General features: G+C 59.5%; 23 protein-coding genes. 22 read left to right on the top strand and 1 reads right to left on the bottom strand.

Annotated features, from left to right (window positions below):
- The first annotated feature begins 63 nt into the window (after positions 1-63).
- The 8 genes from BPHY_RS28785 to BPHY_RS38860 all read left to right on the top strand — a co-directional run bounded on the left by BPHY_RS28785 (position 64) and on the right by BPHY_RS38860 (position 5,210).
- Positions 64-303 (top strand): helix-turn-helix transcriptional regulator, encoded by a 240-nt coding sequence (locus BPHY_RS28785; RefSeq protein WP_012404978.1) that lies wholly within the window; start codon positions 64-66, stop codon positions 301-303.
- Positions 304-306: 3 nt separating this feature from the next.
- Positions 307-471 (top strand): hypothetical protein, encoded by a 165-nt coding sequence (locus BPHY_RS42030; RefSeq protein WP_157686848.1) that lies wholly within the window; start codon positions 307-309, stop codon positions 469-471.
- Between the two features lie 454 nt (positions 472-925).
- Positions 926-2,512, top strand: coding sequence for an AAA family ATPase (locus BPHY_RS28780; protein WP_157686846.1), 1,587 nt, complete (start codon positions 926-928; stop codon positions 2,510-2,512).
- 240 nt (positions 2,513-2,752) lie between these two features.
- On the top strand, positions 2,753-3,235 hold the full coding sequence (locus BPHY_RS28775) for a hypothetical protein (RefSeq protein WP_012404976.1): 483 nt from the start codon (positions 2,753-2,755) through the stop codon (positions 3,233-3,235).
- Positions 3,232-3,582 (top strand): hypothetical protein, encoded by a 351-nt coding sequence (locus BPHY_RS28770; RefSeq protein ID WP_012404975.1) that lies wholly within the window; start codon positions 3,232-3,234, stop codon positions 3,580-3,582. Before BPHY_RS28775 ends, BPHY_RS28770 begins: the two co-directional genes overlap by 4 nt.
- Entirely contained in the window at positions 3,579-4,565 is a 987-nt protein-coding gene (locus BPHY_RS28765) for a hypothetical protein (RefSeq protein ID WP_041765617.1), read from the top strand. Before BPHY_RS28770 ends, BPHY_RS28765 begins: the two co-directional genes overlap by 4 nt.
- Entirely contained in the window at positions 4,552-4,863 is a 312-nt protein-coding gene (locus tag BPHY_RS42025) for a Clp protease/crotonase-like domain-containing protein (protein WP_052306193.1), read from the top strand. Before BPHY_RS28765 ends, BPHY_RS42025 begins: the two co-directional genes overlap by 14 nt.
- Positions 4,764-5,210, top strand: a complete 447-nt coding sequence (locus tag BPHY_RS38860; protein ID WP_244304955.1) for a S49 family peptidase — start codon at positions 4,764-4,766, stop codon at positions 5,208-5,210. Before BPHY_RS42025 ends, BPHY_RS38860 begins: the two co-directional genes overlap by 100 nt.
- 80 nt (positions 5,211-5,290) lie before the next feature.
- On the opposite strand, the gene BPHY_RS28755 is transcribed toward BPHY_RS38860, so the two are convergent.
- A complete protein-coding gene (locus tag BPHY_RS28755) occupies positions 5,291-6,100 on the bottom strand; it encodes a hypothetical protein (protein ID WP_012404974.1) in 810 nt (269 codons plus the stop codon).
- A 299-nt stretch (positions 6,101-6,399) separates the two neighbouring features.
- On the opposite strand from BPHY_RS28755, the gene BPHY_RS42020 reads away from it, so the two are divergent.
- The 14 genes from BPHY_RS42020 (at position 6,400) to BPHY_RS28695 (ending at position 19,772) form a co-directional block, all read left to right on the top strand.
- Entirely contained in the window at positions 6,400-6,909 is a 510-nt protein-coding gene (locus tag BPHY_RS42020; RefSeq protein WP_157686842.1) for a hypothetical protein, read from the top strand.
- Positions 6,887-7,066, top strand: a complete 180-nt coding sequence (locus BPHY_RS42015) for a hypothetical protein (protein WP_157686840.1) — start codon at positions 6,887-6,889, stop codon at positions 7,064-7,066. Before BPHY_RS42020 ends, BPHY_RS42015 begins: the two co-directional genes overlap by 23 nt.
- Before the next feature lie 384 nt (positions 7,067-7,450).
- Positions 7,451-10,213: a type VI secretion system Vgr family protein gene (locus tag BPHY_RS28740; protein WP_012404972.1), complete on the top strand. Its 2,763-nt coding sequence runs from the start codon at positions 7,451-7,453 to the stop codon at positions 10,211-10,213.
- Positions 10,214-10,240: 27 nt separating this feature from the next.
- On the top strand, positions 10,241-11,956 hold the full coding sequence (locus BPHY_RS28735; protein ID WP_012404971.1) for a glycoside hydrolase family protein: 1,716 nt from the start codon (positions 10,241-10,243) through the stop codon (positions 11,954-11,956).
- A gap of 22 nt (positions 11,957-11,978) precedes the next feature.
- Positions 11,979-12,782 carry a lysozyme inhibitor LprI family protein gene (locus BPHY_RS28730; RefSeq protein ID WP_244257839.1) on the top strand — a complete coding sequence of 268 codons (804 nt, stop codon included), beginning with the start codon at positions 11,979-11,981 and terminating at the stop codon, positions 12,780-12,782.
- Between the two features lie 66 nt (positions 12,783-12,848).
- A complete protein-coding gene (locus tag BPHY_RS39960; RefSeq protein WP_012404969.1) occupies positions 12,849-13,133 on the top strand; it encodes a PAAR domain-containing protein in 285 nt (94 codons plus the stop codon).
- Between the two features lie 175 nt (positions 13,134-13,308).
- Entirely contained in the window at positions 13,309-14,379 is a 1,071-nt protein-coding gene (locus BPHY_RS28725; protein WP_012404968.1) for an IS630 family transposase, read from the top strand.
- A gap of 324 nt (positions 14,380-14,703) precedes the next feature.
- The gene (locus BPHY_RS39950; protein WP_012404967.1) at positions 14,704-15,537 is read left to right on the top strand and encodes a zinc-ribbon domain-containing protein; all 834 of its coding nucleotides are present in this window, start codon (positions 14,704-14,706) and stop codon (positions 15,535-15,537) included.
- A 36-nt stretch (positions 15,538-15,573) separates the two neighbouring features.
- Entirely contained in the window at positions 15,574-15,891 is a 318-nt protein-coding gene (locus tag BPHY_RS39945) for a DUF3761 domain-containing protein (protein ID WP_012404966.1), read from the top strand.
- A gap of 34 nt (positions 15,892-15,925) precedes the next feature.
- Positions 15,926-16,054 (top strand): peptide transporter, encoded by a 129-nt coding sequence (locus tag BPHY_RS28715; protein WP_157686838.1) that lies wholly within the window; start codon positions 15,926-15,928, stop codon positions 16,052-16,054.
- Positions 16,055-16,182: 128 nt separating this feature from the next.
- Positions 16,183-16,437 carry a DUF3892 domain-containing protein gene (locus BPHY_RS43385; RefSeq protein WP_322789043.1) on the top strand — a complete coding sequence of 85 codons (255 nt, stop codon included), beginning with the start codon at positions 16,183-16,185 and terminating at the stop codon, positions 16,435-16,437.
- Between the two features lie 322 nt (positions 16,438-16,759).
- On the top strand, positions 16,760-17,314 hold the full coding sequence (locus BPHY_RS28705) for a hypothetical protein (RefSeq protein ID WP_041765607.1): 555 nt from the start codon (positions 16,760-16,762) through the stop codon (positions 17,312-17,314).
- 261 nt (positions 17,315-17,575) lie between these two features.
- Positions 17,576-17,872, top strand: a complete 297-nt coding sequence (locus BPHY_RS42010; RefSeq protein WP_157686836.1) for a hypothetical protein — start codon at positions 17,576-17,578, stop codon at positions 17,870-17,872.
- A 571-nt stretch (positions 17,873-18,443) separates the two neighbouring features.
- Positions 18,444-19,772, top strand: a complete 1,329-nt coding sequence (locus BPHY_RS28695; protein WP_012404963.1) for an IS4 family transposase — start codon at positions 18,444-18,446, stop codon at positions 19,770-19,772.
- Positions 19,773-19,898: the final 126 nt, after the last annotated feature.

Raw genomic sequence — 19,898 nt, 5'->3', positions numbered from 1 at the left:
CTCAGTGACTGCGGCGATACAGTCAGGGTCTTGTGTGTCGCCCTCATTCCGGAGCGATACACCATGTCCGCACACGAACTCCCCGATACCTTTACGTCGTTTGACCGCCTGCCCGGCGCGGCCTACGTGAGCATTGCCGTCGTGGCGCTGCTCTACGGTTGCGCCACGCCGACCGTATGGCGCCGCGTGGCACGCGGCCTGATCCCGCCGCCGCGCAAGTTTGGCGCGAGCGCACGCTGGAATGTTGGTGTGCTGCGCGAAGAACTCGCCAAACGCCCGCAAGCCGAAGCCGTGGAGGCCTGACCTATGGACGCCCTGCTCGAACTGATTACGTGGCTGCGCCTCGCATGGATCGAGAGCGGACGCACCATGGAACCGCACGAGGCGGGCCGCTTTCGTGACGCGCTGGAGCAGGCCTGCGCCGAGCTACAACACCACCGCGACGACGAAAACGACCGCGAGTCAAAATGAAGCCCGCTGAGCGCGCGAGAAGCGCGCTTTTCTCATTTCTGCCGGGTGGCTCTCGCACGAGGAGACCATCAAGCTCGGCGCATCGTTCCTCCATGCCGGTGGCGAACTCGCCGACTGGCTCGCGTGGCGGGCAAAGGACCCCGACGACAAGGGCGAGCAGTACAACCGCAGCCAGTGGAGAACGTATGAAGGGCTCAACGTTGGGCCGCAACTGATCTTCTTTCTCGCACAGCAGGAAAACGACTGGCACGACCCGGACCCGCCAGCGTACCGCGCAAACGGGAACGCCAACGACACCACACATGAGGAGGAGCATAGCGAGGCAACGCAGATGGAACTGGAGGACAGCGGCGAACGCGCGATCGGGCTGTGGATCAACGGCAAGCCTGCGCACGCTCACGCCTATGTCGCCAGCAAGGACCTGCGCGCTGCGTGCGATGCCGACCGCCTGCGCGTGGCGGCGAACGACCCAGCGTGTCTGCTTGCGCCGATCCGCGCGCTGACCGGCGATGCGCCGGTGGTCGCGGTGCAGCGCATTTTTGCGGACGGCTCGAAGCGAACCCTCGGCAGGCTCACGCCGTTTCCGGGCTGCTGCTACGTGATCGGCGAACTCCGCGATGGCGTGACCATGATCGGATGCGAGGGTGTAGCGACCGGCGAGGCAATTGCACAGGCGTGCCCGACGGCGGCCGTGGTGGTCACGATCGGGGTAAGCCGCGAGCGTGAGGTGATGGGCGAAATCCGCGCGCTGTACCCGGCGAGCCCGCGCGTGACCGTTGCCGATCGCGGCCGCCGCGTTGCCGACGCCGCACGCGACAGACCGGCCGGCCATATCGAGACCATCACCGCCCGTGCCGCGCAGGAGACGCGCTCGGCATGGGTGAGCATGCCTGCGGAGGCACCAGAGGGTTACGACGCGTGGGACTTCGCGACGGAGCGCGGCCACGATGCGCTCGCCGTGTGGATGGCAGGCCAGGGCCGCCACGAGTATGAGCCGCGCTACAGGGTGCTGTCTGGTGCGGCGATCACGTCGCAGCCCATTATCGACGACCTTGTCGATGACGTGATCCCGGCGCACGCAGTCGGCGCGGTCTGGGGCGCGTCGGCGGCCGCAAAGTCTTTCCTTGTGCTCGACCTGGCGGCCGCGCTCACCGAATGCCGGTCGTTTTTCGGGCATGACGTATTCGAGCCGGTACCGGTGCTGCTCGTCTCGCTCGAAGGCAACAACGGGCTTCCGCGTCGCTACCTCGCCTGGGAGAAGCACAACGGCCGCCCGGTTCCCGCAAGGCTGCACACGCTCACGCAGGGCTTTTCCCTGCTCGACCCGCGCGACACGGACGACCTGTGCGAGGCGATCGAGACATGCGGGATCACTGGCGGCGTGGTGTTTATCGATCCGTTTGCGCTCGCCACGATCGGGCTCGAAGAAAACTCCAGCGCCGATATGGGGCGAGCCGGGGCGGCACTGAACACGTTGCGCGAGCGCACCGGCTGCACCGTGATCGCCGTTCACCACACCGGAAAGAAGCAGGAAAACGGCATGCGCGGCTCATCGAACCTGCCGTTCCTGCTCGATTTTCACCTGGAGGTCACGCGCGACCGCCAGTCGGGCCTGCGGGAATGGAGTACCGGCAAGCAGAAGGACGCCGGCGACGACCTGAGACACGCCTTCCGCCTCGCGCCCGTGGTGATCGGGGTCAAGCGCAATGGCAAGCCCCTGACCTCCTGCGTGATCGAGGACTGCGACGCGGAAATGCGCGGCCGCGAGGACGTGCAGAAGCCCGAGCAGCCGCGCGGCGAACTGCAACGGATCGCGTTCGACGTGATCGGCGAACAGTTGCGTCGCGGTGAAAACATCGGCGCGGGTAGCGGGTGCCCTGCCGGACGCCCGTGTATCGCGTTTGCGCAGGCCGTTGAACTGCTCGCCGTGCGCCTCGTGTCGTACGAGGCCGGGAAACGACGCTGGAAAGCCTCGAAGGTGATCGAGGCCATGCAGCCGAAGTTCTACGCGACGGACGGCGAATGGTTGTGGCGCGTGTGAATGACCCGTGAGTGATTTGTGAGCGATTTGTGAGTAGGCGGCCGCGCCAGGCAACGCGTAACGCGAGAATCACAAACGCTCACAAACGGTGGGGAGACTGTTTTGTGACTGGCGGGCCTGTCACTCACAAAATCACTCACAAACACCCCTCCTACGGAGGGGGGGTTTGTGAGAGTGATTTTTGTGAGGGACGTTGCGGGCCCGCCTGCCGGAAATGAATTTGGGCCAGCGGAGGAAGGGATGAGCGAAGTGGAGCACAGCCCTGGCGACTGGATGGCGCGCAACGCACGACCAGTGCCCGGTAATGCGGGCCGCCCGATTGCGACGGATTACGCGCGCGCGGTGTCGGCGCTCGAAGCCATTCCGGGCAATGACCCTGACTGGCGCCTGATCCTCGCGTCGTGGGCGCTCGAATTCGACAGGGCCGGAGAGCCAGCCGCCCGCACCTGGTTTGCCCGTTGCACGGCGTCGTCAGGTGTCGCGTTCGACGATGCCTACCGCGCGACGCCCGAAGCGCGAATCACGTTTGTGCTCGTGCGGGCGGCACATTATGGCTGGCTTGACCCGCTGCCGGCCGCCGTGAAGTCGCGCGAGGCGAACGCGAAGCAGCGCGCCGCCTATGAGGAGAAGGCCCGCAAGGCCAGGGAGCGCGTCGAGGCGAAAGCCGCGCGCGAGGCGGCCCGCGCCGCGAAGTTCTCAACCACAAGGAGGAAGGCAGCATGATTGACGCACTGATCACCGGCACCCTGATTGTCGATCCCGTTGCCAAAACCACGCGCACCGGCAACCCGTACTGCACCTGCCGCGTGCGTGTGCCAATGGGCGAGGCGGAGGCACTGTTCTGCCTGATGACCGCGTTCGAGGCCACCGCGCGCGACGGCCTGCTCGCGCTGCATCGTCGCGATCCGGTTGCACTCGCGTGTTCGCTCAGCATCAGCGTCTGGACGCCGGATACCGGAGGCGCGCGGCCCAACGTACAAGGCACCGTGCACGCGATCCTGACGCCCTATCAGGTGAAGCACACCCACTCGGAGCTTGCCAATGCACAGCAGCACGAGCACATTGCATGACAAACGCGCCTGCACAGGCGCAGAAGGAGAAGCAGATGGAAACGCAGATGACCCTCGACCTCGACTTCCCGCCCGTGGTCACGATGGAATCCTTCGACAGGCTTCGCGAGCTGGCGGAACGCAAGCAACGCATGCTCGAAGCGGTGCGCGCACTGCCGGCGCAGATCGAAGCAGCGCACGCCGACGCACTAGCGCTTCGCGAGCAACTGGTGCAGGTCGATATCGACTTCGAGGCTTCGCCGGCCGCTGGGCTGGAGGACAGCGCAGGCGCGCACAAGGCAAAGACCGACGCGATCATGGAGGCACTGTTGCGCGCCGAAGCAGCCGAGCGCCGCCTGATCGACCGCCAGAGCGCGATGCTGCCAGCAATTTCGGGAATCGATGATGAACTGAGCGGCGAAGTGGCTAACGTGCACGCCGACGCCGACAGCGTGCTCGAAGCGCTGACGATGGCCATGGAACCGGAAGTTGAACGCGTTGCTGCTGAGCTGGGTGCGCTCCTCGCGAAGGCCGAGTTCATTCGCAAGGTCTGGCCACGCGGCAGTTGCGGAAACTATCTGAAGGATTCGTATGTGCCGGTGGCGAGCAACTCGATCGAGTTTGATCCCGCGCTGCGCGATTACCGCCCGAGGAATCGCCTCCTGGTCAGCGACGCACAGCGGGCGGCCGCGCGCGCCGAACTCGGCCCGCAACTGGAGCCGGTCATCGAGGCGTTGCAGCTCGCCAACCGCTTCACGCGCTACTCGCACAACGTGGCGAAAATCGAGGAGGCACTTCACAAGGGCGCCCCGAATGGCGTGGTGTTGGAATACACGCCGCCGCATCTTGCTGTGCGAACCAGGCCCGCGCGATTCAGTTATGCGTCCGTCGGGCGAATTGATCCACGGAATAGCGGTCATTCCAGTTACCGGCCTGCTCGTGGCGAAGACGGGCGTGTGCGGTCCACTTGCGGTAGACGGTCTGGGTGTAGTGACGGGCTATGATGGCATCCGCACATCGCTCGCACTGGCGCTCGCCGACGATGCGGTGCGCGCGCTCGTGCTCGACGTGGATTCGGACGGCGGACACATCGCCGGCTGTCTGGACCTGGCCGACCTGATTTATGCCGCCAGGAAAGTCAAGCCGATTATCGCGATCCTTTCCGAGACGGCATGCGGCACGGCGTATGTGCTTGCTTCGGCGTGCGAGGTCGTGACAGTGCCGCGCCGGGCCGCGCCGGAGGTGTCGGCGTACTCGTGGCATACGTGGACTTTTCGAAGGCTCTCGAGGGCGCTGGCGTGACCGTCACGCTGATCGCGTACGGCAAGCACAAGGCCGATGCACACGAGACGCAACCGCTGGCGGACGACGCCCGCGCGCGCATTCAGGCGGACGTGAACGCCGTTGGCGAAATGTTCGTTGCGGCCGTGGCCCGCTATCGTGGCCTGTCGCGCTCCACGGTGCGCGCGATGCAGGGCGCGACATACTTCGGCCGGGAGGGGATTGAGGCAGTACTGGCGGATGCCGTGGCCGCACCCGACGAGGCGTTTGCCGCACTGGTTCACGAACTCGACACACCGCGCGCGGAAGCGGCTAAACCGCCCGCGGCGCAGCGTGCCACGTCCCGGCGCCGGAAAAGGCCTGCATAGGGAGCACTCGCGTTTCACCAAGAGCTGATCCGCGCTTGGTTTGGATAGGCACGCTTTGCGGGAAGACGTCGCAAGAATTTCTAGTAAACGGTCTTGATGATTTTCTTAACTCCGCCAAGTAGATCGGTGACCTGATCGGCAGTTGGGTCTGGCGTCCTGGCGTGATCGCAGATATTCCGAAGATCGCTCAGGTGCTGGATGTAGCGCCATTGTGCGATATCAACGACGCTTGCAGCCTTCAGTGCTTCATTGAAGTCCGCTATCGTCGGGTTTTTCTTGGAAATTGCTATCTGCCTATTGGTGCAAACCTCACCGAGGTGGCGCTCAAGGACGACACCCGCTATGGCGCCAGCTGCACGAGAGTACTTTAACTTCGCGAGATGCTCTGCGGCTTCAAGCTCCGAGTCCATGAGGTCGGCCTGGACCATATGTCGAATATCAAACAGCGAGCTTTCAAACCGCCCCTGCGCCGCCTCGACAATGGCAAGCTGCTGACGAAACTGAGTAATTGCGGCTTCTGGACCCACGACTTTATCCTTATGAGCGCCACGGGTAACAGTCAAGCCCTGCAGGTAATCTTCAATCCTGTAGTTCTCGAAGGTGATTTCCTTGCGGGTTTTTGGCTTCTCGTAGTGTCGGCAAAAATCGGCTACACGGTCGGGCAAGATTTGACGCAGTAGCGCGAGAGCCTCTGAATACCAGCGTTGATATTCAGTATCAAAATTGGGAAGATCTTTGATGAAATCGTCAACTTTATCCTTAAGTAGCTTCTTGTACTGTGTTTTGAACTCCGCGGGATAACATGCGTTTTGCATAGAATCATGCAAGCGATTTCCCTTCTTGATGAGCTTTGCAAGATCATCTTCAAATCGTTCTACGTTCGATGTCATAGCTGTATCACGGCTTATCGTTGATTTTTGTCGGGCAAGCAACATAGCCAGCATTTGACTATAAGCGCCGAAAACTGCTCGACGCTGTGGGTCACACGTTTGATAGTGCCCACTGGAGATTGGTCGATTACCGCTGCCAGTGTCAAGCTCCGCCGGTAACTGGCAATACTGCCACGGCAAGGTACTTCCTGCCCCCGAAAACCGAGGGAAAACTTGCGCACCGCGTCTTTCCCCTAGCTTTAAGCGCGTAAACTTGCTTAACACTTAACGTTAAGCAAGTGACCGGGTGGGTTTCCGTCATGACCGCCATTTCCCAAGCCAGCTACGCGCGCCGCCTGGGCGTGACACCGGCTGCCGTCTCCCAGTGGAAGAAGGCTGGCAGCATCGTCATGTGTGGCGTACTGGTCGATGTCGAGAAGTCCGACGCGCAGCTTGCACGTTGCCGCCGCGACGGCCTGCCGGATATCCGCGCGAACACTCACGTGCTGCGACGCGCAAGCCCCGCCGCCGAACCCGTCAACCTCATGCAACTGCGCACCGAAGCCGCCAGCCTCGCACCGGTACCCATGACGCGCGAACAGGCCGCGCAGCGGCTCGCGGCACTGGACTGGACACGGGCGTTTGACTGGTCTGAAGAGGAGCAGCGTGAACGGGCGCGGCTGGCGGCGGCCTGTATCGGACTGGAGGCAGTCGAATCAGGCCCGCGCGATGACGGGCACTGGGGGGGACTTCCAGCTACGCGATCCTGCCAGCCTCAGCGGTACTGGCGCACTCACCGAAGACGCGGTGCGCCTGGGCTTTGGATTTGAGGCGCCGGCGAGCGAGGTCATTGCACGATGCCGCAGCGAACTGGAGCCGGTCACCGATGCGGACAACGAACTGTGGGGGCTGGACGAAGTCGTAACCGTGCATCCCTTGCTGTTGCCTCTGCTGGCGCATCCACACTACGAGGCCGAGAAGCGCTGACGTGGTTATGCGCCTTGCACCCGTCGCGGCGCTTCGGCACATCAGCCTTGTCTCCTAGGACACCCAGGCTTCCTGCCGGCGCAGCTTGCCCCCCAGGCACGAACCTGTTCCCACCGTTGCCAGCCAGACTGATGTATGCACAGCGGATTTTAAACGTCATTTATTGTCAATTCTCCATAAATGATCATCTCAAAAATTGCATCCGTCCCTCGTCGCGCGTAGAACTGGCGAGTCAATGGTTGCGCGCGCAACGTGGCTAGTCGTCTGGCTCACGACCACGTTGCTGCATTCGGGACAGCGCGGCCTGATCACCCGGCGGCCGCCGCGTATGGATATGCGCGAAGTCTGCTGGTCTTCCTTTCCTGATTCACCACGGAGCACCGCATGTCATGGCTTGACCAACCCCGCACGCTGGAGATCGTCAGCGCAGGCCTGCCGAAGTGGCAGGACGAATGCCTGTTCACCGTATCGCGCCTGACCGGCACCGAAAAGCTCGGCAGGCTCTACGACTACACCGTCGAGATTGCGACGAAGGACGATATCGGCCTGACCGTGCATGAGGCCAGGGAGATGGTCGAGGTCGACAAGCTGGTCGGCAAGCAGGTGACGGTGAAGATCGCTACCGAGGGTAGCGGCACCTACGAGACGGGAACAATCGGCGTGTCCCCGTCGATCAATATCGGCGCAGGCGTGCGCGAGATCACCGGCCTGATCGTCTCGGCAGAGTGCGTCGGCTCGGATACGCGGCGGGCGTTCTACCGCTTGCGGATTCGCCCATGGCTCTTTTTAGCGACCCTCAACCAGGACTCAAGAATCTTCCAGGACCTCACGGTCAAGGAAATCTCCGAAACGATCCTGAAAAAGTATCCGTTTCACTATGAACTGCGCCTGGCCGGCCCCGGCTTTGGCCGGCAGTATCCGAAGCGCGACTACCAGCGCATGTTCTGGGAGAGCGACTGGGGCTATCTGAACCGCCTGTGGCAGGAATGGGGCATCACGTTCTTCTACGATGGCCCGACGCTCGTGCTGTGCGATTCGACCGCCGCCTACAAGAAGCACGGCCCCGCGTATGCAACGCTACGATACCAGGACCGCGACGGCCAGCGCATTGACGAGGAACACGTCCACCAGTTCGAGATTGCGCGCGCCCTGACCACGGGCAAGGTCAGCGTCACCGACTACGACTACACGCAGTCGCGCGCGAATCTCGCCGCGAAGGATTCGGACTACCGCGAGCGCGCGAACGACAACATCGAGCACTACGCCTGGGGCGACTACTCGCAGCCGCTGGCCGGGGCGATGGGGACCGCCGCGCAGCCCAATGAGGTGGACTTCGAGGGCGAGCACCTGGCACGGGTGCGGCTGGAGGCAAAGCGGGCGAAGAGCCTGCGCGGCAAGGGGCGCGGCAACATGCGCGGGCTGAGGGTGGGCTACACGTTCCACCTGGAAGGCTATCCGCTCGCACCGGGCAATGGCGAATACCTGGTCGTCGCGACGAAGATCGAGATCGTCAACAACGACACGGTGACGAACCGGGGTGCGCTGCAACGTCAGTACACGTGCGACACGCAGTTCACGGTGCAGCCCGCCAATACATATTTCCGCACGCCGCAGAAGGCGAAAAAACCGCGCTCGCACGGCGAGGTGGCGATTGTGACGGGCTATTCGGATTCAAAAATCTGGACCGACAGGTATGGCCGCGCGAAGGTCTGGTTCCCGTGGGATCGCGAGGGCCAGCAGGACCAGGACTCAAGCTGCTGGGTGCGGGTGTCGTCGCCATGGCAGGGTGCGAACTACGGCGCGATCTACATTCCGCGCGCGGGCCACGAGGTGGTGATCGGGTATCAGGACAATGATCCGGACAAGCCGTATATCGCGGGACGGCACGTGAACCAGTTCCACGAACCGCCGTGGCCGCTGCCCGCCAACCAGGCGCTTTCGGGCTGGCTGAGCGAGGACCTGGAGGGTCCGACGACGAACAGCGTTGTCACCGACGATACGCCCGGCAAGCTCCAGGTGCAGGTGGCGAGCGACCACGCGGCCTCGCGCCTGGTGCTGGGCAGCAATACGCGCATCGACCGGCGCAAGGGCCGCAGCGAGGCGCGCGGCGAGGGGTTCGAACTGGCGACCGAGGCGCATGGAGTCGCCCGGGCCAACCTGGGCATGCTCATCACGACAGAAAAGCGAGAAGGCGCGAGCGCACCCGTAAAGGACATGGTCGAGACCGTGCAGCGGCTTACGCAGGCGCGCCAACTGCACGAGGACCTGTCGCAGGCTGCCCGGAAGCACACCGCACAGACTCTCGAGGCAAACCAGAGTGAGGCCACGACCACCATTAAGGTGCAGAACGACGCGGTCAAGGGTGGTGTGAAGAGCGTGGCCAATCCTTCGCCCGAGATGACACGTCCCGACGTGGTGATCTCCAGCGCTTCAGGTATCGCAACCACTGCCACGGACAGTACGCACATGGCGAGCATGAATGATCATGCGGTGACGACGGGGCGGGACTTCAGCATGGCTGTGGGGCGTGCGTACCACGCTTCAGTACGCGGCTCGATCTCACTGTTTGCATATCAGGACGCCATGAAATTCGTCGCTGCGAAAGGGCCGGTGATCCTGCAATCGCGGAGCAACAACATTGAAATCATCGCTGATCAGGTGCTGAAACTGACCAGTGCAAAGAAGCGCATCGAAATTACAGCGGCAGAGGAAATCGTGTTGCAGGCGCGAGGCAGTTACATCCGTATCAATGGAGCGGGTATCGAGCACGGCACCCCAGCGAAGTGGATCGCTCACGCAGCGAGCCACGCTTTGCCGGGTCCAAAGTCGATGCCGGCCTCTCTACCCGAGATGGATATGCCCAAAGCGTTCAGTAATCGGCTCGATGCTTACGATATCTACTGGCTCAGGGATTTTAACGACGTCGAATATGCAGCGAGGCGAGCCAATGGTGATCTCATTGCGCAGGGTACGCTTGATCAGGATGGGAGGACATCTCGCCTCTCAACCGACCAACCAGAAACCATTCAGGTGCTTGTGGGGACGCGGGGAGCATGGCTGGTTGAAACTGATGGAAGAGAAAACAATCCGCAATCAGATGACCCTTTGCCGGATGACCCAAATCACTACGTCAATTTGAGCACGTAAGAATTATCACGCTGATTTGAGGGAAAAATGCAAAGATCCAGTAATGCAAGCGACTACGTTTCAGACGTAACGGTCTTTTTCAAAGATCACTTTGGCGTGCCCATCCAGAATTTGAAAGTTGAGATTAGGGGCATCGAGGATCAGGCTGGCCATATGTACCATTCGGCATCGACAAATGCACGTGGTGCGATACAGTTTTCTGTTCGGAAGGGTGAAGAGCTCTCAGTTCACGTTAAACGCTGGACAAGTGAAAGTATGAAGGAGGTGGCTCGACTCAGCGCTGCGCTTTCGCAAATCGCATTTCATCTTACCAGTCCAAAAACGCAGCACGATTTGCCAACCAAAACGGATGACTCGGGAGGTGGCAATTATTGGAGAGGAACCTACAAGGTCAAGGCACATGACAATCTGACCGCAATTGCCAGGAAGTATCATACGAGTGTTGATCTTCTAAAACGCGTGAACGGCCTGAAGTCGGATCTAATCGTGGTCGGCCAGACGCTCAAGGTGCCACCCGTCGAATCACGGAAATCGGACGAGCCGGTGCCAAAGAAGCCGGCGCCGAGCGGCACGCCACCGCAGAACGATCATTCGAATAATGACCATGGCGCGCCAACCACGATGCCTCGCCGCGGTCCTGCGCCGATCATCTTCCCGATCGCAGCCCGTCCGCTCAACGATGAAGGCGGCGTCTACGGCACGCCGTCATGCGACTACACGTGGACCAAGCAACTGCACGGCGGGGGATACGATCAGGCGAGATACGGCGCGAACCGAGCGGGCGGCCGAAAACATGCCGCCCGGGATCTGTACGTGAAGTCAGATACGCCGATCGTTGCAATCGCGCCTGGTGTTGTCATAAAGTGCGAGTTTTTCTACTGTCACACGTGGCAGATCAGCATTCACCATAAGACAACCGATGGTCGCGAGTTCATCGCGCTGTACGGCGAAGTTAAGCCTTCATCGATCACGGTGAAGATCGGGGACACGGTAAACCAAGGGCAGATCCTCGCGGCTAGCGGCACCCTACTGAAGGCGAACGGCACGCCGCTGCACGTCGTGGGCAACGAGAACGTGTCAATGCTGCATTTCGAGGCGTATTCGGGTTCTCTTGGATTTGATTCGCACTCGAGGCTGAACGGCTCAGCGATGCCCGCGCCATTTCAGCGGCGTGCGGATCTGATCGATTCGCTAACGATCCTTCTGGAGGGCTACCAGGCAACCTTCCTCGACGCACCGCCGCTGAAGGCAGTTGGTCAGCGAATTGCTATTGCGCAATTGAACATATCTGAACAGGGTAAGGCGTTTATCAAGGGCTGGGAAGGGGTCTACTACGATGATTCGAAGGCGAATACATACTACTACGACGACAGTAAAGGTTATTGCACGGTTGGTTGGGGACATTTGATCAGCAAAAGCAGTTGTACGGCGAACGGATACGTCGCGATGTCGAGCAAAATCAGTGTCGCGGACGCGCAGACGTTGTTCGATCGCGACGTTGCGAGAATTGAGACGGCTGTGAAGAATGCGATCAGTGTGCCGCTCTATCAATACGAGTACGATGCGCTGGTATCGCTTGCCTACAACATGGGAAGCCTCATAAAGGCCCCCAGTTTGTGCCGTAAGTTGAATAGCGGTGACTACGTCGGCGCGCCCGCTGAATTCCTGGACATAGAGAACAAGACACGGCGAGAACGCGAGCACGACATGTTTTGTCTTAATACTTACAATTCGAATCACTAAACGAACAATGACTAGTCGCACCATGAAGAAACTCAATCAGTGGTTGGTCTTCCTGATGTCAGCACTCCTACTGCCGGCCTATGCCGCGGGCCAGGATATTTACCGGATGATGGGCGCTGCGCGGTTCGACCACGGAAGCGATTTTCACAAACTCTCGTTTCCGGTTAATCCAGTGATGGCTGGATTCCTCACATTCGACGGCAGCACATTTGTGTATCACGAGACGGGCAACGACTGCAGCGTGTTGGTCCACAAACGAATGAGCTTCTATGTCGATCCAGTCATATCGCACTCGTTCGGCTCATTGGACAACTTTAATGGATTCCTGAGAAGCAGGTTCCATGCGAACGGCAATGCATTGACCGAGACCTATCTACTCGGCGGCGCCGACGCACCACTCTGCACGGGGCTACGCTATGCGACGATCTACAAGTCGCCGGACGAAATTCTGCTTCTCGATGGCTCCTGGGCATACCTGTTTGAGCGTCAGACGCATGCCCCCACGAATGCCGAGCAGAGTTTCGATTGCAAGAAGGCCCACACAAACGTCGAACACCTAATATGCAATAGTACGGAGCTAGTGAAGCTGGACGCGACCGTCAATCGTGGATACGTCGCGATGCTGCTAACAGATTCGAAGGAGATTTCATATCTGGATCCAGTTCGGCAGGACCAGATCAACTGGATCCGGAAGGTGCGAGACGCGTGTACCGATAACACGTGCTTGCTGAACGCGTATCGTGCCCGTGTCGAGTACATCAAAGGGAGGATAGCGACCACCTATCCGGCCTATCCGGAGGACGACTCGGACCAGGAAGGCGACTAACCCACTTGCGCCGCTGCTACGGTGGCTGGGCGCATTCCCGTTTCTCAAACTTGGCGCGAGTTCAGCATGGCACTACCCATCATCGTTTTCGGAGATCAGACTTCACATGGAGGGATTGTTATAAGCGGCTCTGAAACTCACACGATTGACGGCAAGCCGATTGCCCGTCTATATGATCTAGTTGACTGTCCACAAAAATATCCTGACGGGCGTCCGCACGGTATCAACAAAATCATCGAAGCCCATCCGACGTTCACGATTGGAGGCGAACAGGTTGCACTGCATGGACATCAAACTGAATGTGGCTGCACCTTGATCGGAAGTACAAGAACGGGAGTTGGAGACGAATAACTTTAAGAGCGCATCAACCAATGTAAGCTGTGACCTTATACCTTGATGTACTCGTACATGGTTGGCTTGGATCGTCCGATTATTCGATATGTATCGAGGATATATGTACTGACGGCGCATCAGATTATCGTCACTAGTCCATTGAACCAATGAAATTGCACTGATCTGACAGTGCATGGGCAAAATGAATCTGAGTGAAACCGAGCGCGAAGAGCTGATGTCGATGCAGCGCAGCCGCACGATGGCCGTTGGCCAGGTGAGGCGTGCGCGGTTGATCTTGCTGCTCGACGGAGGGGCCTCGCGCGCGGCGATCATGGCGGAATTGCGTTGCGATTCGCGCTTCATTACAACGTGGCAAATGCGTTTCAACAGTGAGCGTTTGGCCGGCTTGTACGGCAGACATCCAGGCCTGGCGCCGCGACCTGACCTGGCGGGCCTTGAAGCGAGAGTGCTCGACTACACGCTGCGACGTAAGCCGTCCGACGGCTCGACGCACTGGAGCAGTCGCAAACTGGCGGCACAGTTGGGCATGGCCTTCATGACGGTGCAACGTATCTGGCGCAAGCACGACATTCGGCCACATCGTCTCGATACCCACATGGTGTCCAACGATCCCGACTTTGAGGCGAAGGCAGCCGACGTGATCGGGCTGTACCTCAATCCGCCGTTGCATGCCGTGGTGTGCTGCGTGGACGAGAAGACAGCCATCCAGGCACTGGATCGCCAGGACCGGATGTTGCCGCTTTCGCCCGGGCGCGCCGAGAGCCATGGCTTTGAATACAAACGCAACGGCACCCTGAGCCTGTTCGCCGCATTGAATGTCGCCACCGGTGAAGTGCTGGGCAAAACCGCGCCACGCCATACCAGCGCCCAGTTTGTTGCGTTCCTCACCGAGGTCGTATCGGCACAGCCGCGAGGAAAGGAGATTAACGTGATCTGCGACAACGTGAGCAGCCACAAAACCGACACCGTTCAAACATTTCTGGCTGACCATCCGAAGGTCTCGATACATTACACCCCCACGTATTCGTCATGGCTGAATCAAGTCGAGAACTGGTTTGCCCGCATCCAGCGCGACGTCATTGCACGTGGCGTATTTACCAGCACCAAGGATCTCGACAAAAAGCTCATGCGCTATATACGTCAATACAACAAGCAGGCGCTTCCGCTGAAATGGAAGTACTCCGATCCATCGCGGCGAATTCGGTGCAATTCATCCGGTTCAACGGACCTAGCGACACACTGAGCCGCCTTTGGCGATCAGGTCGTCGCTGGGTCTGAAAATGACGATATTAACTTGGAAAGTTGCCCGTAAGGGTGGCCGAGTGAATTGCGCTGAGCACGGCATCAATTCAATTGTCGAGGGAGATGACTTGACAATTGTCTCCGGTATGCCTGTGGCGCTCGAGGGCATCACACCTCCTGCGGTTGCACATTGGTGCGCCTGCAACAAACGATGACCATTGCGTAACGGAAGTTGATGCGGGCCGGCGCATTTTAAAATGCAGACGCTTCTCCGTAATCACAATCGTGTTGCGCGGTAGCTGGGCCTAATTTCAATACTTGTTCAATGGCAAAGTTTGTCCCTGAAGAATCGTTGCAGCGTCTCGCGGGAGCGGCGCGCAGTCGCGGTCTGACACTGCTCTCGAAGGAATGGCATGGCTCGACCGGGCAGCATGAATTCCGGTGCGGACGTGGGCATGTCCTGCTGCGCCGCGCTGACTATGTTATTGCAGATTCGCAGCGCCAGGATGGTAGGAGGAAAACCCGTTGCCCTCTTTGCGCAAGGATTGATGGTCTGGATCGTCTCATCGAACTCGCGGCCAGGCACGGCGGACGATGTCTGGCAACCGAATATTTGGGCATGAACACTCCCTATGAGTGGGAGTGCGCTCGGGGGCATCGGTGGTCAGTGCAGGCGGAAAACATTAGTCAGGGTTCCTGGTGTGCGAAATGCTGGGCGAAAGGTAACGGCTTGCGCAAGCGTCTGGCTGATGGCATGGAGCGACTTCGCGAGAAAGCGGCTACCCTCGGCGGAGAATGCCTTGACACCAGCTATATCGGTCTGAAGAAGCGATACCGCGTGCGATGTGCCAAGGGGCACGAATGGGAAACGAGGGGTGCCCATCTGCTCGAAGGACGCTGGTGCAAGCGCTGTGTTGTCGATCAGCTACGTACCCCCATTGAAGTGTTCAAGAACGCGGCCCGCGAGCGCGGCGGCCTGTGCCTGAGTACCGAATCGCATGGCGTGAAGGTTAGGCTGCAATGGCAATGTGCGAAGGGGCACGTCTGGGAGACCAGCCCTGAATCGATATTGACGAACGGTAGTTGGTGCCCAAGCTGCGCACTTCTCGAACGCACCAAGATTCCGTGGAAACGCCGGAGGTATGACGTTGACGGATAGGTATGGTATCTCCCGAAATCTGACCGGGGAATTCTCATGAGACTCAATGCTGGCTCTGGCACAGCGAAGCAAGTAATTACCTCACTCGTTGTTTTAGCAATGGCCTTTGGGACGTTGCCAGCTTACGCGCGCACATCGGCTACTGATGCATGGACGCAGCCGGACGAATCCGACCTGACGAATCACGGCCACTACGTCAACCACGATGGCCATAACGTGCATTCACCCTCAAGAACCAAAGATGGCGCGGTTCGGCCGGGCGCTACGGCCCATTGCGCTGACGGAAGTTACAGCTTCAGCCAGCATCATTCGGGGACGTGTTCGCGGCATGGCGGTGTCGCGGAATGGGAATAGCTTCCAAGCGGCACCGGGCGCAGCAATCGGCCTGATGGGCTCTGCACCGACGCAGCTGGGCGCATACAGCCATGTCGTATTTGCGGATACGCCGACCAATGCGCCGTCGGGTTTTCCCGCTCCGAGCGTCACGCTCGGATTTCAGGTGACGGCGCAATTCTGATCCTGTGTGTTGTACGGGTCTTCAGGCTACGCCTGATGACAATTCTGGTAGTTCCACATCCGCAGAAAGGAGTGGCATGAGCACGAAATATAGACGCACCGCACGACGCATGGCTGGCGGTCAGGGTCATGAACACATTTCGGATCTTTGGTGGGTCCAGGTGGTTGACGGAAAGGGACACGGCTAAGACGGGGATGTCAACCCGTCAGCAAATGGTTGAGTTCATCGAAAAGAACGGGACAAGGAGCGTCTATTGTCCTGACCGTGACCCGAAGAAAACCAGTGCCTGGGTGGAAGTCCATAGTAACGGACGTATCAGGTACGTTCAGACCGTCGCAGATGGCCGCAAGACGGACAATCTCCTAGCCCTGCCAGAAAAATAACCCGTGATGAGCGGCGCGCTGCCTTGGTGACGGCGCGCCAGGCGCCTATTCCGAGGCGCCTCTGCGGTGCCCCGCCAGCTCGATATCGCTGCCGGGAATACAAGACAACAACGTTGTTGGTGAGAGAAAGATGCTTTTCCTGCGTCGCGTCATTTCACAAACCATTCAAACTGCTCGATGGGTGCTATATCCGCTGCTGGCATTCGCTCCGCTGTACGTACGCCCATCTCACTTCATTCACTGTCACAATCGGCCCATGTATGCGCGGTCGCGCTGACTATGGACAAGCCCCTGCATAGGTGCTGGCCTGGTGCAAAGCGGTATGCAGAAGCTGACCGGCCAATTGCTCTTTCAGACGCTGGCCCAGTCCGGCGTGCTGAGTCACCGTGGGTATTCTCGGTTTGATAGCCTGATGACCTACGGTGGATGGGCATCATTCGGTTTTGTAGTGGTTATGTTGTACGGGTTGGCGGTGCTGCCCTGGACGTACCACCGATGCGCGACGGTGATTTGTTGTGAGTGCGGGCTAATTGTTACCGGCGTTCCTCTGCTGTATTTCGTCGTCACGACTGGGGTTTTTGGCTTCTGGCTAGGTATCGCTACCAAGTCAATCGCCTTGATCAGCGCTACGCCACACGTAGAACTGTTTCACTACGGTGAGGTGCTGGCGACTGCTATCAATGCCCATCCTTATCTGACCGTCTGCATAATGCTTGCGCTGACAGGTGCGCATCTTGTTTCAATAGAGACTCGACGTCAGGGGATGAAAGTGGCGTATGGGAATTCTGGCTTGGCCCTGCTTGCCGTAGATATCACTTCGTTTGCATTGCTACTTCTGGCGCTCAAAGTTCTCATACATACCCTGCCAGGTCGTTGACTTTAGGGTTTCCCCACGATGCGAAGCGGTTTGCTATGCGCGCAAAATCGCCGCTGTATCCCACCCGCAATCTGGTGCGGCAACAGGCCAGTCGGTCGCGGCAAGCTTTGGGAGCCGGTAGTTCCAACGGCTCACGGCGTCGTGTGTGCGGGCAGCGGGATACACCACACACGACTCCACACCCCTCAAATATCCGTTCGGGGGGAACAGCGCGGGTTACGCGTCCACGCGGACCCGCGCCATGACGTGGAGGAAGCAGAGATGCCGCACGCTCCTATCCATTTCCCGGTTCAGGTTGCAAGTAACGTCCCGCTATCAGAGTTCCAGTCGGTGTTCGTCGCCGAGCAATGCGTCGCCGCGCTATTGAACATGCACCCAGATGGCAAAGACCTTGATCACGTCGTTCTCGAAGTAGCCATCGATGGTGGACTACTCGTGCTCTTTGTTGATGCCGATTGTGAAATCTTCGCGGCATTGCATCAGGCACCGGGGACACCGCTCGTTAGTTCGGTTGACGATGCAGGAGAGATTGACTGGCTGAGAGGATGTGTGCAGTAAGCGCGAATGCAGCAGCCTGAAGTGAGCGCCCCGCCTTCAACGGGGCGCTCGTTTTTCTGCGGTGCAGAGTGATCTGTCCGGTCTGGGAAGCCTCAGAGCGGACATCCAGTCTGGCGGTTACACACAGGTTACACGCGCGCCAGAGTGCAAAAAACGGGACGCGCCGATGGCCGGACCGGCTGACGTTTTGGGTTTCTGGTGGGTTAGTTGTTCTTTTGCACAAAACTTGCAATCCGCCAAACCCTTGCGCAGCGGGGCTTTTCGCTCATTTTCAGTCCTTACTTTCTTTTGCCTACTTTTCTTTACACCGCAGCAAAGAAAAATGGCTGGAGTAATGTAAATTGCGAACCGTCCTATAGCGACCGGTCCATACGCTGCCTATGATGAGCTTGATTCACGCGCATCTACCCAGATGCACAAAGGTCCGGTTGCTTCCCGGCCAATTTGTGAGCAACCCTTAACAGCCCGCCACGAGCGGTAATGCCGTTCAGTTAGGCACTGAACGGCATTTTTGTTTTTGTTCCGGGAAGATGTTGTAAACGAGGCGCCGACCTGTTAACTTTTCGGCGCGATGCTCTCCAGTCACCTGACCTTCCTGCTCGATGCGCAACAGCCGGCCGACCTCAGCCGGCTGGCTGAGCATCTGCCCTACGAATGGATCGAACGGGCGGTGCAGGCTACGGGGGCGGCGAGTATTCGGCGCCGGCGCTTGCCTGCTGAGCAGGTGGTGTGGTTAGTCATCGCGCTGGCGATGTACCGGCACTGGTCGATTAGCGAGGTGCTCGATAGTCTCGATCTGGCCTTGCCCAACGAGGCCGCGCCATTTGTCAGCAAGAGTGCGGTGGTGCAGGCACGCCAACGCATCGGCGAGGCACCGATGGCCTGGCTGTTTGAGCAGACGGCGCGGGCGTGGACGACTCAGGACGCGGCTCACCATGCGTTCAAGGGGTTAAGTCTGTGGGCGATGGACGGCACCACGCTGCGCACGCCCGACAGTGCGGCCAACCGTGAGCACTTTGGCGCGCAGGGCTATGCGAGTGGCAAGGTGGCCAGCTATCCACAGGTGCGTGCGGTAACGCTGACTGCGATCCCGACGCATCTGGTGGCCGACATCAACTTTGGCTGCTACGACACCAACGAAATGGTGTACGCCAAGAGCCTGCTGCCGCAGATACCAGACGATTCGCTGACGGTGTTCGACAAGGGCTTTCTGGCCGCCGAGATCCTGTGCGGCCTGACGATGAACGGACGTAATCGCCACTTTCTGATTCCCGCCAAGTCCAATACCTGCTGGGAAGTGATCGCCGGTACGGCAGACGATGCAATGGTGCGCATGCGCGTCTCGCAGCAGGCGCGCAAGAAGTGTCCGGCCTTGCCCGAATTCTGGAATGCGCGAGCGATCCGGGCCATCGACGCGCGCGGACGCGAACGCGTGCTGTTGACTTCGCTCGGGGATCGCCGACGCTTTAAACCCGCCGATATCGTTGCTTGCTACGAGCGCCGCTGGCGAATCGAAACCAGTTACGGGGAGCTCAAGCAATCGATGCTGGGTTCAGAGTTGACCTTGCGCAGTCGTACCGTCGAAGGGGTTTATCAGGAGATCTGGGGCGCGTTGATCGCCTACAACCTGATCCGCCGTGAGATCGCCAGCGCCGCATGGGAAGCGAAACTCGCGCCGACCGATATCAGCTTCGTGCGAGCGCTCCATACGATCCAGCACGAAATGATGTGGGCCGCCCTCACGCCGGCCTACGCAAAATTGCCTGCATGCCTTCAGCGTCTGCGGGACCGGCTCAAGTCTCTTCCCAATGAAAAGCGACCCGGCCGCGCATGCGACCGGGTCGTCAAATCCCGCCCCAAACGTTACACCGTCCGATACCTTAACAAGGACATTAACTGAACGGCATTACGCCACGAGCGGGCTTTTTTTCGTCTACCGAGTAAACGGGTTCGTACGCGACGCAATCAGACAGGTTCGATTTATCGCGAAGTGTTGCGCCGGCGCGAGCGTTGACAAATCCTGACA

The sequence above is a fragment of the Paraburkholderia phymatum STM815 genome (assembly GCF_000020045.1).
GTDB classification, from domain to species: Bacteria; Pseudomonadota; Gammaproteobacteria; order Burkholderiales; family Burkholderiaceae; genus Paraburkholderia; species Paraburkholderia phymatum.
Note: the sequence above shows the minus strand (reverse complement) of the source record. Positions and strands in the feature narration are given on the sequence as shown.